This window comes from Gilliamella sp. B3464 (assembly GCF_026536145.1).
Classification (GTDB): domain Bacteria; phylum Pseudomonadota; class Gammaproteobacteria; order Enterobacterales; family Orbaceae; genus Gilliamella.
The window spans coordinates 126,399-142,076 of record NZ_JAFNOQ010000002.1; the positions used below are offsets into that span (position 1 = coordinate 126,399).

11 protein-coding genes and 1 pseudogene are annotated in these 15,678 nt (G+C 34.3%); 2 read left to right on the plus strand and 10 right to left on the minus strand.

The window, feature by feature from the left end:
- Positions 1 to 99 precede the first annotated feature (99 nt).
- Both J3U57_RS02940 and J3U57_RS02950 read left to right on the plus strand, forming a co-directional pair.
- Positions 100 to 927, plus strand: a complete 828-nt coding sequence (locus tag J3U57_RS02940; RefSeq protein ID WP_267343851.1) for an MBL fold metallo-hydrolase — start codon at positions 100 to 102, stop codon at positions 925 to 927.
- Between the two features lie 13 nt (positions 928 to 940).
- Positions 941 to 2,148 (plus strand): annotated as a pseudogene (locus tag J3U57_RS02950) (MFS transporter).
- Between the two features lie 47 nt (positions 2,149 to 2,195).
- On the opposite strand, the gene J3U57_RS02955 reads toward J3U57_RS02950, so the two are convergent.
- The 10 genes from J3U57_RS02955 to rplM all read right to left on the minus strand — a co-directional run bounded on the left by J3U57_RS02955 (position 2,196) and on the right by rplM (position 15,548).
- Complete coding sequence (locus J3U57_RS02955) at positions 2,196 to 4,358, minus strand: extracellular solute-binding protein (RefSeq protein ID WP_267343849.1); 2,163 nt, start codon at positions 4,356 to 4,358, stop codon at positions 2,196 to 2,198.
- A 234-nt stretch (positions 4,359 to 4,592) separates the two neighbouring features.
- On the minus strand, positions 4,593 to 7,424 hold the full coding sequence (glnE, locus tag J3U57_RS02960) for a bifunctional [glutamate--ammonia ligase]-adenylyl-L-tyrosine phosphorylase/[glutamate--ammonia-ligase] adenylyltransferase (protein WP_267343848.1): 2,832 nt from the start codon (positions 7,422 to 7,424) through the stop codon (positions 4,593 to 4,595).
- Between the two features lie 9 nt (positions 7,425 to 7,433).
- Positions 7,434 to 8,414 carry a hypothetical protein gene (locus J3U57_RS02965; RefSeq protein WP_267343847.1) on the minus strand — a complete coding sequence of 327 codons (981 nt, stop codon included), beginning with the start codon at positions 8,412 to 8,414 and terminating at the stop codon, positions 7,434 to 7,436.
- A 39-nt stretch (positions 8,415 to 8,453) separates the two neighbouring features.
- Positions 8,454 to 9,392: an inorganic triphosphatase gene (locus J3U57_RS02970; RefSeq protein ID WP_267343846.1), complete on the minus strand. Its 939-nt coding sequence runs from the start codon at positions 9,390 to 9,392 to the stop codon at positions 8,454 to 8,456.
- A gap of 66 nt (positions 9,393 to 9,458) precedes the next feature.
- Entirely contained in the window at positions 9,459 to 11,192 is a 1,734-nt protein-coding gene (locus tag J3U57_RS02975) for an ABC transporter ATP-binding protein (protein WP_267343845.1), read from the minus strand.
- A complete protein-coding gene (locus J3U57_RS02980; protein WP_323849436.1) occupies positions 11,185 to 13,053 on the minus strand; it encodes an ABC transporter ATP-binding protein in 1,869 nt (622 codons plus the stop codon). The genes J3U57_RS02975 and J3U57_RS02980 overlap by 8 nt, the downstream gene beginning before the upstream one ends.
- Before the next feature lie 222 nt (positions 13,054 to 13,275).
- Positions 13,276 to 13,686 (minus strand): ClpXP protease specificity-enhancing factor, encoded by a 411-nt coding sequence (locus J3U57_RS02985; RefSeq protein WP_267333087.1) that lies wholly within the window; start codon positions 13,684 to 13,686, stop codon positions 13,276 to 13,278.
- A gap of 46 nt (positions 13,687 to 13,732) precedes the next feature.
- Positions 13,733 to 14,365, minus strand: coding sequence for a stringent starvation protein SspA (gene sspA / locus J3U57_RS02990; protein WP_267333088.1), 633 nt, complete (start codon positions 14,363 to 14,365; stop codon positions 13,733 to 13,735).
- A 350-nt stretch (positions 14,366 to 14,715) separates the two neighbouring features.
- Positions 14,716 to 15,108 (minus strand): 30S ribosomal protein S9, encoded by a 393-nt coding sequence (gene rpsI / locus J3U57_RS02995; RefSeq protein WP_034901366.1) that lies wholly within the window; start codon positions 15,106 to 15,108, stop codon positions 14,716 to 14,718.
- 11 nt (positions 15,109 to 15,119) lie between these two features.
- The gene (gene rplM, locus J3U57_RS03000) at positions 15,120 to 15,548 is read right to left on the minus strand and encodes a 50S ribosomal protein L13 (RefSeq protein ID WP_065566227.1); all 429 of its coding nucleotides are present in this window, start codon (positions 15,546 to 15,548) and stop codon (positions 15,120 to 15,122) included.
- Positions 15,549 to 15,678 lie beyond the last annotated feature (130 nt).

Below are 15,678 nucleotides of genomic sequence, written 5' to 3' on the forward strand. Positions count from 1 at the left end.
CAAGTCATTTCAATAAAATTGGAACGTTCCAATTTTAAATGCTTTATATCACCAAATAAAATGACAACAATTTGAATCATTGAATTATAGGAGAACAATGTGAAACTACAGTTTTTGGGTACAGCGGCCTCGGAAGGTATCCCAAATCCTTTTTGTAAATGTGAAATCTGCGAGAAAACCCGCATACAAAAAGGTAAAAATATCAGGAGCCGAAGCTCCGTTATCATTGATGACATCATGCAAATTGACTTTGCACCCGAATTTAGTTACCAAGTTATGCGAGAAAATATTGATGTAACTAAAATTAAAGATTTGTTATTTACGCATACTCATCCAGACCATTTTAATGTCGGTGATCTATTTAGCCGCATGGTAGATTATGGCTTTAACATTGATCACCCGCTTTATATCTACGGCAATGATATCGCAATAAATGGATGCTTACATGTGCTACCAGGTTACAGCCCTGAACGCTTTGTGTTTAATTTATTGGTCCCTTATCAGACTATTACCAGCTCTGCTGGCTATCATGTGACGCCTTTACTATCGAATCATGCAAAATGGGAATTTTGTTTTATCTACTTAATTGAAAAAGAGGGGAAAACTATTCTTCATGGTCATGATTCTGGCTATTTTCCTGAACTCACTTGGCAATGGCTCAAAAACAGCGGCAAAAAAATTGATTTAGCGATCTTTGAATGTACCTATGGCTATAAACAAGACGACCGCACCAATAATCATATGAGCATTGAAACTGTGATCGCCGCACAACAACGCATGATTAGTGAAAATATTTTTCATAATAAAACACAACTAATAACGTCGCATCATTCACATAGTAGTGGCTTTATGCACGATGAATTAGTGGAAATATTCAAACCTCATAATATAGAAGTCACTTATGACGGCTTAATAAAAACAATTTAACACGGAGTTTTTTATGTTTAAAATACCACGTCTACTGGTAATGATGTTTTTACAATATTTTGTGCAAGGTGCATGGAATATGGTTATTGGGGCAGTCCTCGCTGCTTATGGATTAAAAGAGATTGTTGGATCAACTTACTCTGTATTAGGTATCGCAACCATCATTTCACCGTTATTTATTGGCATGATTGCGGATAGATTTATTGCATCACAAAAAGTGATGGGCATATTGCATATTCTCAATGCCGTTGTATTATTCTTGATTCCTAACTTTGTTGAAAACGGCAATATTGCTGGTTTTTTAATCATGATTTTCATCGTTGGTTTATTATTCTATCCAACAACAGCTTTAGACATATAGATGGTGTACGTTGGTTCCCAATTATTCGTGTATTTGGTACTATCGGCTTTATGATTGTAGGGTTGATTCTTGGTTACACAGGTTTTTCTAGTTCTATCAATTTATTTTTACTTGCTTCAGGTGCATCTGTTGTTTATGGCATTTATTGCTTCACACTACCTAATACACCACCAAGCAGCAAAAATAAAAAATTCTCTTTGCGCGATGCGATGTGTTTAGATGCATTATCACTTTTTAAAGATAAATACTTTACTATTTTTATGTTGTCCACTTTTATCTTAATGATAACTAAAACAGCTTATAGTGCTTATTTACCGGTTTATCTCCCTGTTTTAGGATTAGAGCCTGCATCAATGATGCAAATAGCTATCGCCACTGAAGTCTTATTTATGTTCCTTCTATCTTTCTTATTAGGTCGTTTTGGTTTCAAAAAAATCATTTTATTTGGCGCAATATGCTGGGTTATTCGTAGTTTAATGTTATCGTTAGCCGCGACTGCTGATGGTAGTACGATGTTCTTTTATATTATTGGCACATTACTTTTACAAGGTGTTTGTTGGGACTTCTTCTTTACCGCTGGTAATATTTATGTAGATAAAAAAGCAGGACCAGAAATCAAAGCACAAGCGCAAGGCTTACGTTTTATTGTTTCTAACGGCTTTGGCGTATTTATGGCCGCATCAGTTTGTGGATTTATCAACAATCGCGTAGTTACCGAAAAAACGCTGCCAAATGCTGGGCCACAATGGCAAGAATTTTGGATCTATCCTGCTGTAGTGGCAGCGATTGTTGCGATTGGTTTTTGGTTATTGTTCAAAGATAAAGATGTAATAATGGCCCCGAAAGAAAAATCAAAATAATCTGATTTTAATTATCAAATCAAACAATATTGTTAGTGTGTTTATCATTAGCAATATTGTTTTTTTATCTCATCATTAATCAAATCAATAACTTGTTTTGAATCGTATTGTTTAGCCATCCACTTTGATAAATAATTACCTATGATGTTTTCAACACACCTTAAATTCACAGCCTTACCTTTTATACTATTTTCACGTATACCGTTAGCGTACTGCTGCTTAGCCACAGTGAGCCACGGATAGCTATTGATAATGCGTTGATTTTGAAAAATAGAGTTTTGTGCCGTTGCCCCACCCAACAACGCAATCTGTTCGCTAATTTCTGGCGAATATAGCCACTCAAAAAAAGATTTTATAGCCGCATCTTTTTGACTATACTTTGATACGCCTAAAGAACCACCACCAAATAAAGGCTTATTACCCGGCACTTTAGCATACCCCACCAACGGCAAAATGTTACGATGATTTATACAACTAAACAAATTCATATAAACAATTAGCATCGCTAACTTGCCTTGTTCAAATAATTTCACTGAATCTTGCCACCAAGTGGCATTAATATTTTTGGCTAGTTTAATAAAAGAGTGTAATTGAGTTAACGTTGTAAGTGCTATAGCAGTATCGAGCTGAGGTTGGGGTTGATTAAATAATTTTCCACCTTGTGCATAATAGCGGACTAAAAATTCGGAAGCGATGAGTTCATCATTACCTGAGGTAAAACAACTACCAAACTCTACTTGTGACTCCCCATTTTGCTGTCGATTAAAAAAAGCCGATATTTGATTAAAATCAGCAAAATTTGCCGGTACATCAAGTTGTTGACGAAACTGCTCAAAATAAGCGCGTTTAATTAACGGATCATTAAAAAGATCTTTACGATAAAACAGCATTTGTACACTTGGATCGAACGGCAAAGCATAAGCGATATTATTCACATAACTAAAACGGTCTATTATTTCAGGCGTATAGCGTGTAAAAATATTGGATAAATCAATTTGCAGTTCAGATAGCGGTTTAAATATTGAAGGGGCAAACCAAGGCAAACCCGCCATATCAATCCGAATAATATCCAGATATTGATGATGTTCTATATGATTAAGTATTTGATAAATCTCATCAAATGGCTTAACTATTAAATTAACATTAATACCACTTATTTTGCTAAAGTGAGGTAATAATTTGACTACGGCTTGGGTTGACGGGCTGGGAAGGATTAAAAAATTAACTGTATCACCATCGTTAGTCTTGTCGTGGGGCAATGAATCAGGAAGTAAGGTAAATCCTTTATTTTCAGGTAAAGTAACTGGCTGGTCCTCAATTAAGTTGGCAATTTGCCGACTTAATATCCCATAATTCATATGATATTGATAAAAATGGTTTTCATAAAAAAAACTATGATTTGTTAATGTATAAATGGGTGGGCAAGATTGTAAACTTCCGAAATAATTAGCATTACGAACAAAATGTGCGCGCTCCATATCCATGGTAATGATAGCATCATACTCTACTTGCTCATTTGCAAAAAAATTGAATGATAAATTATAGGTACTATTTGAAGGCATTGAAGTAATGCAATTTATCTCGACACGATAATTTTGTTGCTTAAAGGTTTGCTCTAACCCTTTTTTAAAAGATTGTGAATGAGTATGTTGATCAGAATTACTAAATAAACCAATATGCCGATAATTATTTTTTATCATTTCGCAGGCAATATCATGCCCAGCTTTTTCAAAATCTAATGATATGAATTTCAGCGCAGATTTTGGTTTACGGTAAACAAAAATAATTTTTTCTTTATCTACTTTTAGCGTTTGGTAATAACTTTGTGCGCTGTCTAAAGCGCTGACCACAATCACCGCATAATCGCGTTTTACAGCAATTTCTTGAATGAGTTGTAATTCAAACTCTTTTGAATCATAGGTTAAATATAAGGTTAATCCATAACCTAATCGATTTAAATAACTAAAAAGCCCATCATATAAATCGGCGTACTGTTCAGCGGTAATATTGGGTAACAAGACCGAAATCGTTTTGGTCGTTCCTTGTTTTAAAAATTTTGCTTGTAAGTTTAGTTGATATCCTAATGCTTGAGCGGCTTGCTCAACAAGTTTAATTTTTTTGACACTGACATTACCGCGACCATTTAGTACATTTGACACCGTACCATGTGATACACCCGCCATCTTAGCGATATCTTTAATCGTTGCCATTGATATTAAACTCCATAAATAACCGGTAATAACCCACTCAACTTAACTAACTATATGGTAACGTATTGATATTAAAATCTTATTTGAACCTTAGATCATCACTCTATTTAATATAAGTTTGTTGAACCTTTATCAAACTTGCAAATGAAGCCTAACTAGTAGGTTAGTTTTAATAAGATATCGAGCATCATTGTTTTTTGATATCAAACTCGCTTATTAACCAATATTAAACATTCAATTTAACCATTTATTCCAGCTCTGTTTTACTATTGCTCTTTCCTGTGTAAAACAAGAATTATCAACCGTACCGGGTAAAACTTGTAAGGCTAAACGATGAATTTCGTTACGCATGTCGATATAAGCTTTTGTCAATTGCTGCGCTTGCTCATTATCCATAATTTGATATTTTGCAGCCAACTCTAAAATACGCACATTATCACTCCATTGCGTCATTTTAGGTTGTTGATGAGCATAGTTAAGTACCAAAAACTGAGACAAAAATTCAATATCGCCAATTCCACCTTCATCAATTTTTAAATTAAATAAGTCTGATTGTGTGGAGCCTAAATGGCTTCTCATCTTTTCGCGCATCTCTCTTACTTCAGTTTTTAATCGATTTTCATCTCGAGGTTGGCTTAATATACTATGACGAATCTGATTAAAGCGATCAATGAGTGCGGATTCGCCATAAACAGCTCTTGCTCGAACCAAAGCTTGGTGTTCCCATGTCCATGCTTCATTCATCTGATAATCTTCAAATGAATCTAAACTGCACGCTAATAGTCCAGCATCACCTTGTGGTCGCAAGCGGACATCAACTTCATAAAGAATACCAAAGCTGGTTCGTACATTAAATAGGTGAATTATTCGTTGTACTAGTCGTAAGTAAAATTGACGACTATCGATCTGCTTATCGCCATTGGTCATGCTATGAACGGGGCAATCATGTAAAAAAACTAAATCCAAATCTGAGCCATAACCCAGTTCCCATCCACCTAATTTACCATAAGCAATCACAACTAACCCTTTTTGATTATCCACTAAATGTTCAGGTTTACCATAACGACCCACCATCTGATTCCAGGCCATTTGAACAACAAAATCAAGGAGCGATTCTGCAACATAGGTTAAATGATCGCTGACTTTCATGGTCGATAATACATGTTCAACATCAGCCGCCGCGATATGCAGTAGTTGCATCTGTTTAAACTGCCGTAGTGCTTCAAGTTGTTGTTCTTCATCATCCGATAAAATACGTAATAGGTATTGGTAGAGCTGATTTTTATACTCTTGTGGCGCAAGTGTTTGATACAATGAATTAATATCAATTAGTTCATCAAGCAAAATTGGATAATGTGCAAGCTGATCGCTAATCATAGGCGATGCACTGCATAATCGAATTAATTGTTTTAATGCTGTTGGATATTCTAATAACAGTTCTAAATAGGTGGTACGGCTTACAATATTTACCAATAATGGCAAAATACGTGATAATACCATCAAGCTATGACTATCATTACAGCAAGCATCAAGTAAACGTGGCATGAGTTGATCGAGTATTTCTCGTCCACGTACGCCGATAGTACGTTTACCAATATCATTACGGAATTGTAAAAGTAATTGGTAGAGCTGATTAGCTTTCTCATCTGAATAATCAGGTAATAGTGCTTGCACATCACTCAATTGCAAATCAGGCACCCATAATTCATCAAATTGGTCATTATAAGGTTTAGTTTTAGTTGAGGATTCATTGTCATCCTCACCAATTAATTCATTAAATATTTGACGATTCGCCTGCATTCGAACAAATAATTCCGTTTCAAATTCTTGCCAAGTGCCAAACCCCATAGACAATGATAACCGAGCTTTATTTAATTCATCGTCAGGAAGTGTTTGTGTTTGTTCATCATTGATTGCTTGCAATACATTTTCACAACGACGTAAAAATAGGTAGTTTTCACGTAAAATTGAGACTTCCTGATAATTCAATAACTGTTCATGTTCAATGATTTGTAGTGCGGTTAACAGTGAGCGAGTCTGTAATCCAACAACTCGTCCACCACGAATAAGTTGAAAAACTTGTACAATAAATTCAATTTCACGAATGCCACCTGCACCCAATTTGATATTATTTTTTAAACCTCGACGACGAACCTCGCGTTCAATCATACTTTTCATGTTGCGCAATGATTGTAATACACTAAAATCAATATAACGACGATAAACAAATGGCTTGAGAAGTTGATATAGTTCAACAGTATAATGATCTTGTTGATTACCCAGCACTTTTGCTTTCACCATCGCATAACGTTCCCAATCACGACCTTGTTCTTGATAATAGTCTTCCATCGACGAAAAACTCAAAACAAGCGGGCCACCATCGCCTAAAGGACGTAAGCGCATATCAACTCGGTAGACAAAACCATCTTCGGTAACTTGATCTAACGCTCTAATTAAACGTTGTCCCAAACGCGTAAAAAACACAGCATTATCTAATTCGCGACGACCGCCTTGTGTTTGTCCATGTTCAGGATAAGTAAAAATAAGGTCAATATCAGATGAAAAATTAAGTTCTCCCCCTCCTAATTTTCCCATGCCCAGGATAAGTAAAGATTGCGCTTGTCCTTGCAAATTACACGGCGTACCCCACTCTTTACAACTCAGTTCATAAAGCCAATCTCGTGCGGTGATGATAATCACCTCTGCCAAGTGAGTAAGTTGCAATAAAATTTGCTCATCGCTACTGGTTTGCGTTAATTGTGACCATTCAAGCCTCACTAAGATATAACGCCTAAATAATCTTAACGCTTTCATGAGCGTCAATTCATCAGATACCAACGCTAACTTTTGATTTAACCATTGTTGATAGTTACGTCTTTCATCAGTCTGAGGAGGATTGTTAACAATGTCTGTCAACCATTCTGGAAACCGAAAAAAAGCATCAACGATAAAATCACTTTGAACCAAAATATCTAAATTAACGTGAACATCATTAGGATCACATTGAGTCAATTGTGAGATAATTTTCTGTTTTTTATCATTAAGGAGTGAAGTTAATTCTGACATATTATTAGCTCATATAAAATTTGGTTGATTGATAAGTTGACGCTGTTTAAAAAACAGTTTTACCGATACCCGAGTGACAAAACAACCTAACACGCACAAGATCAAAAGAAATAGGTACCACAAACCTATTTCTATGGTGTCTGATAGATATTCATTTGCGATTAATCCCATCAATTGGATTAATCCAAACATCAATGCTAACGTTAAACAACAAAGAATCAAAAAAGCCCATAAAGAACTCAAGATCAGTTTTTTTATTTCTAAATGGTTTTTTACAGCCGTAAAACCGTTACGTAAAGCAAAATAACCGAATGTATTTACTACAATTAGAAAAGTAAACAATATGCCAGTTCTAACCAAGTTAGCAAACAAAGACGTATAAAAAACGTTCTGCAGGTGAAAAAAACTAAATAACAAAGTTAAAAAATACCCATTAAATAGCACGATATACAATGATAAATGTAAATTTTTATTTTGCTGCCTGGTTAGGCAATAATGGGTATAAATAAGGTATTTTTTAAATAATTTCATGCCTAAATAAAACATCATTGCTATCACAACATAGCCAATTATCATCAATACGATAACCAAAATCCATGAGGTTAATATAGATGGTTTCGATGATGAACTTTGATTTAAGAGAGGAACAACATATTGATTTAGATAGTATTGACTAACCAGCGTTATCAATGTGATGACAATTGAAATAATGAAAATAAAACTAACATTACGCCAATGGATTTGATAAATAGCTTGTCGAGATAAAAGCAGCGTTGAGATAATAAAAATAAATAATAAATTGGGTAATTGAATTAAGAAATGCGTTAAAAGCACATTACCCACTACCCAATAAAACGATCTTTGCCCAATGGTTGGTGAAAAAAACAGGCTAATGTCAAAAAAACAAGAATAACCTGTTAGCAAAATAACGTTAATTAGCAGAAAAAATAATATCGTCAATAAAGGTAATTTAAAAAAATTAACGGGCATTTAATGTTCCATAATGATTTAAAACATATTGCTAAAACACTACCGGTTATTTTGAGCTAATAACATTAACTTCAATTTAGTATTTACCTCACTATAAGCAAAATCGCTTACTGATTTAATCGATTGTAACGCATGCTGCCATTGATTGAATTCAGGTTCAATGAAAACACCCTTTTCTAATAAAGCTTGTTGAACTTGTTGTAATGTGTGTTGATAAAAGTTGAGATCGTTATTAGCTAAGGCATACTCTTCATTTTGTTGCCAGAATTTTAAAATATCAGGTAAGCTTTGTTGACAACTTAAATTAATTTCACTGTGGTTAATTGGTTGATTTTTTAATAATCGATAACCTCTTGCTGCTTTGCTTTGCGAAAAAAGGTGCAAATCAAACCGAGCTAATTCAATAGCAAAATTAATCAAATCTTGCTTATTACCCTGTTTTATCTCTAATTCAACTTCTTGGATGGGTAATTTTGTTCCATTCGACTCGATTTCACCTTGGTCTAAAGCTACTTCTATTTCGCTATTAGCAAATAAAATTAACCAAGCTTGGCGTTTAAAATTGGTGCTAAATAAAGGTTTAAGATGATTTTGTAATTGGTTAATATCGCAATCTTTTGGTAGTGCAGCTTTAGGCAAAGCCGTTATATCAAGGTGTGGGCTGGGTAAATCAATATTGTATTCAGCGCGTTGATGCAAACCCGCTATTGATTGAGAATCACGCTTAAGAGTCATTTCACAATGTTGATTTGAACCTTGTTCACTTACTCTGACTCTTAATCCACAGCCATTATTACGCAAATAATAGTCTGGAGTATCATAATAAGTGTTTAATAAGATTAATTGTGAAATTCTTGGCTGCGTTTGCCCACTATCTATATACTCAGCAGCATCACAATTAACCCATTGGTTTAAAAACAACGTTAGGTCAGCAATTTGGCGATTAGTTATTTCAAACTTCAATTCGATTTCGTTCATTAATCTATAGTCTATAATGATAATTTACACATATCATATACCGATTTAACTCAGAAATATAGGCACTCAAGGTGCCAACGAAAAGGTTTGTTTTTGTAGCTTATAAAGCTTAGCAAACAGTTGATTGTTATTCATTAATTGTTGATAACTACCTTGCTCGACAAGAGTACCTTTATCTAATACTATTATCTGATCTGCCGAAATGACGGTTTTTAAACGATGCGCAATCACAATTACCGTGCGATCTTTCACCAGTTCAGCAATAGCTTGCTGAATATAAACTTCATTTTCGGGATCAAGTGAAGCTGTTGCTTCATCAAGTAACACAATCGGCGCATTTTTTAATAAAGCTCTTGCTATTGAAATACGTTGTCTTTCACCACCAGAAAGCTTACTCCCATTTTCACCAATTAAAGTATTCCAACCATTCGGTAAGCGTGCAACTAACTCATCACAACGCGCTTTTTTTGCAGCTTGCATCACTTCTTCATCTGTCGCATTATGGCGACCAATACGGATATTATTTAAAATGGTATCATCAAATAACACAACATTTTGAAAAACAAACGACATATAACGCATCAAGGTTTCTGGATCGATGTCTTTGATATCATATCCACTAATGCTAATTGTGCCACTATCGACATCCCAAAAACGCGCAATTAATTGTAATAACGTACTTTTACCACTGCCAGATGGACCGACTAATGCTGTCATTTTTCCTGAGGGTATAACGCAACTTAAATCGTGAATAACGGTTTTTTGATGATAGGAAAAATTAATATGATTAATATCAATTGTGAAATCATTTAAAACGACATCATCACGACCTTCCATAACTGATTCTTTATTAAGACTCTTCATACGCTCAATCGAAACCAACATATGAAACAGTTCAGGTAACAGCGTTAATACCGAAATTAAAGGACTGTAAATTCGAGAACTAATGATCACAAATGCTAAAAAAGTAATGGGCGCTAAGCTACCTGAAACCATTAATTTTACCCCCACTAATACCACTACCCCCAGCCCTACTTGTAACATCATGATAGATAACGTGACAAATATACCGCCAATGCCTTCGAATTTAATCGATGCCCACATCATATTCTTTAATGCTTTATCCAGTTGTTGAAATTTTTCTCCACTGCGTCCAAAACCTTTAATAATTTTAATACCATCAAGATACTCTTGTACTTCATTCGACACAGCTAATTTTGATTCGATATGCTTATGGCTTAGTTTTTTTTCAATCAACTTACCGATAATCACAATCAACAATGATAATGGTAATGTACACAATATGGCTCCAGCCATTCGCCAGTCATAAAAAGCAAGTAAACTACAGGTAATTATGCTACTACACGAATAACCAATTAGTTGGGGGATAACGTGACTTAACATACTTTCAATCGTTGAGCAGTCACCCATGATATTGGTCGTCAATTCAGATAAATCCTTACGATTAAAAAAGCTTAGGGGCAGTTTTCGAATTTTTTCGGCGACTTCAATTCGAGTATTAGCGGCTTGTCCAAAAGCACTCGCGTAAGTTTTTTTATATTCTCGTTGATAACAATATAAAAATAACAAAGCGGCTAAAACGCCAAAGGCAACCATTATCCATAAATCATCTTTATTAATAGGCACATTATTGATTAATGGGTTTATCAGTAACACCATAACTTGCAATAAAATAATAAAAGGGAGCATTAATGTCAGATTAGAAATAGTGCAAGCAATCGTAGCTTGAATTAGATTTTTATTTCCCACATCTGATAGCATCAGTAAACGTTTAAACATCTCGCACCTCATTAACATGATTTATTTGCCTATCATTTGCTTCAACTGCCTGATTACTTTGTGGCATATCCCAATCTAATGTTTTTTGATAGTACTGCCACATCTTGTAATAGGTTGCGTGATTGTCAATTAGTGTTTGGTGCGCACCTTTTTCAACAATATGACCTTTATCTAAAACAATTATTTGGTCAGCATCTTTAATGGTAGAGAGCCGATGCGCAATCATAATGACTGTTTTATCTTTCATTAACGCTTTTAATGCTAGTTGAATCTTATATTCATTTTCAGGATCGGCAAATGCCGTCGCTTCATCCAAGATCAAAATAGGCGAATTTTTTAATAATGCTCTTGCAATAGCCAAACGTTGCATTTCCCCCCCCGATAGATGTAAGCCTTGTGTACCAATAACTGAATTATAGCCATCCGGTAGCTTTTCAATAAAATCATGACATTGTGCCGCTTTCGCAGCAGCAATCACTTCATCAAGTGATGCATGAGGTTTGCCGATTCTGATATTGTCTAAAATGCGTTGTTTAAATAAAAAAACATCCTGAAAAACAAAACTGACTAACGATAACAAGTAATCACTGTTCATCTGCTTTAAATCAACACCACCAATAGTGATATGCCCACTGGTAGGATCAAAAAATCGTGGTATCAGTAAAGAAATGGTACTTTTACCACTGCCAGATAAACCAACTAAAGCTGTAGTTTGACCTTGTTTTGCAGTGAATGTTATATGACTGATTGCATTATTATTGACAGATTGGTCATCAATTTGATTGTTAGAGTAAGAAAAATTCACATCATTAAAACATATATCATAATGATCTGTTTTTAAACCTATTTTAGGCTCAGGCAACAAAGGTATATTCAATACCGCATCCATAGTTTGCACACTAGTTGCTGAATTTTGAAAATTCCTAGTAACATAAAGTAATTTAAAGAACGGTGCTGGTAACCCTAAAGAAAAAATCAAATAAAAAATAGCAGACAGTATAAAATGAGCGTAATTATCAGTATGCCCTAATAATAAAATAATGATTGGAATAATAAAAAGGTAAATATTATTTAATATCAATAAGAAAAAAGCCATATGATATTTGAAACAATAGATAAATTTTAAGCAATATAACTGGTAAGCTTTAATTGACTGATAAAAGCGTTTAAATGAAAAAAAGGTTTGATTGAAGGCTTTAACAACAGTAATACCACGAATATATTCGACAGATGCATTACTCATTTCAATTAATCTTTTTTGAAACTCTTGTTGATGATGTTTAACATCTTGACGTTTATAACCACTGATTAACACAATATAGGCAAGCATTATAGGGAATAACGTCGCTAAACCTAATCGCCAATCAAAGACAGCTAAAATAATGAAAATCATAACAGGGGAAGCAAACGCACCAACCATGTCGGGTAGTTGGTGAGCGATAAATTGTTCAATTTTTTCGATATCATCATCAACAATCTTACGTAATTCTCCACTCGAATGCGTGTAAAAAAAACCTAATGGTAATAGGGATAAGTATCTTACAAAATTATATTTTAAATGATAGAGAGTTTTGAAAGCCGCATAATGTGAAAAACATAATCCCAAAAAGTTTAATAAAATGGATACCGCTGCTGAAATAAAAGCTAACCAACCATAATTGATAATTAAATCATTATTTAACGCCGCACCACTACTGATACTCATTACTATTTCATAAATAATAAAATATATGGCGATAAACGGGATAAAAGAAACGGCTACACTAACAATTGAAAATAGACAAGCGAAAGTCATTAAAACCTTATAATTAAATGCTAACTCCCAAAGTCTTGAACTTGCAGTTTTATTACTGGACTTCATAAAATTAACCAACTTTCATTTAATAATAATAATCATTATCAATTATAAAAAATAAAATAACAATATTTTTTGTGCGTTTAGCTATTAAAAAATAACTATTACACCTGTAGATTAATTTTTATAAAGTACATCATGAGATCTTGCTTACAGAGGTGCAAGCAAGACATTAGTAGGGTTTATAACGCAGTCACTAAGCAAGTAAGAACAATTATGAAAGGTTAATTATTTTACAACTCTAAATGGATTAGTGGTTTTTTTATTGGTTGATTCAGGTTGTGTGTCACTATTTTTGGTCTGAGCATGATATTGAGGTTCATCTTCAAATCCCATCCCTACCCCATTTTCACGTGCATAAATAGCTTCAATAGCGGCCATTGGCACAACAATGTGTTGAGGAACACCAGAAAATCTAGCATTAAATTCAATTTGTTCATTAGACGCAAAATATTGACCAACTGAATGTGGCGCAATATTTAAGACTATCTGATTATTTTGGACAAATTCTTGAGGAACAATCACACCATAAATTGAAGTATTAACAACAATATATGGCGTTAGTTCATTATCAATAATCCAATCATAAAAAGCCCTAAATAAATAAGGGCGCCTTGGTGTCATTTGTTCAAGATCCATAAAAACTACCTATTTCAACAGTTTTATCAACGAGATAAAAATTTACTTAAGATCTTATCTTTTTTTCTTCTTCAGTTAATGAGTTAACAAAAGCTGGACGTTCAAAAATACGTGCCATATAAGCTAGATAATTCTTCTCAGCTACTTTTGGCAATTCAATACCAATCATTGGTAAACGCCATAGTAATGGGGCAAAATAACAATCACATAATGTGAAATCATCACTCATAAAATACGGTTTTTCTTTGAACATAACCGAAATGGAAACCAAATCATCAAGCAAATTTTTACGCGCAGTTTTTGCAGCTTGGCTATTAGGATCGGCAATGATGGTTTCATAAGCGCTATACCACTCTTTTTTAATGCGGTACATGGTTAAACGAGAATTTGCACGAACAATCGGATAAACAGGCATTAAAGGTGGATGAGGGAAGCGTTCATCAAGATATTCTAACGCAATATGAGGTTCATATAATGTTAGATCGCGATCAATCAAAGTTGGAATTGTACCATAGGGATTAAGATCTAGAAGTTCTTGAGGTAAATTATCTGCCGTTACAAACTCAATTTCAGCAGTTACCCCTTTTTCTGCCAGCACAAAACGAATTTGATGGCCGTAAATATCTGTTGTATCACAAAATAATGTCATTACAGAACGTTTATTAACAGCAACAACCATGTTCACTCCAAATATGCAAAATTAAAAAAAGTTTAGAATTTAACTATTCTAGCAAATTGGATAACAAATTTGTTAAAAAAAATTAATTTTCTTGTTATCTTTCTCTAAACAACAGCAATTTGACAAAAGTTTAAGAATAAATATACATCTTAAAACAAAGGCTTGAATTTAATTAACGTAATAAACTAAAATAAAAACAATAAATTAATAAAATTAATGTTTTTTATCAATTAACAAAATTACATTTACCCGTCAGACTATGAATTAGCATCTAATTAAAATCCAAATAAAAAAACCCAGTCGAAACTGGGTTTTTGCAAACAATTTTGTAACCTTTGTACAAAAAACAATTAACGTTTGCTGAATTGTGGACGACGACGTGCTTTGCGTAGACCCACTTTTTTACGTTCAACTTGACGCGCATCACGAGTAACAAAGCCCGCTTGACGTAATGAAGAACGTAAAGTTTCATCATATTCCATTAATGCACGAGTAATACCGTGACGAATCGCACCCGCTTGACCTGAAATACCCCCACCTTTAACAGTGATGTAAAGATCAAGTTTGTCAGTCATTTCAACTAACTCTAAAGGTTGCATCACAACCATACGAGCAGTATCACGACCAAAGTATTGCTCTAATGAACGTTTATTAATAACGATATTTCCACTACCTGGTTTAATAAACACGCGAGCAGCAGAACTTTTGCGGCGACCTGTACCGTAATATTGATTATCAGCCATCTTCTATCCCCTTAAATATCTAATACTTGCGGTTGTTGTGCCGCATGATTGTGCTCATTACCAGCATAAACTTTTAGTTTACGGTACATTGCACGACCAAGAGGACCTTTCGGTAGCATGCCTTTGACAGCAATTTCGATGACTTGTTCAGGATGACGTTCAATCATTTCTTTAAAAGTCGCTTCTTTAAGTCCACCGATGTAGCCAGTATGACGATAATAGATCTTATCAGTGCGTTTTTTGCCTGTTACAGCAACTTTTTCTGCATTGATAACGATAATATAATCACCTGTATCAACATGTGGTGTATATTCTGCTTTGTGTTTACCACGCAAACGGCTTGCGATTTCAGTAGCTAAACGACCTAGCGTTTTACCTGCTGCATCAACAACATACCAGTCGCGTTTAACTGTTTCTGGTTTAGCTGAAAAAGTACTCATTCGTAATTATCCAATTTTTAATTAATCTCACGTTAATAAATCATTTGATTTATTTACACTTTTTGATTGTTGCTATTAACTAACTAACCCCTTCGAGTTGTTACATTAACTTTGACAACCGAAAACAGTG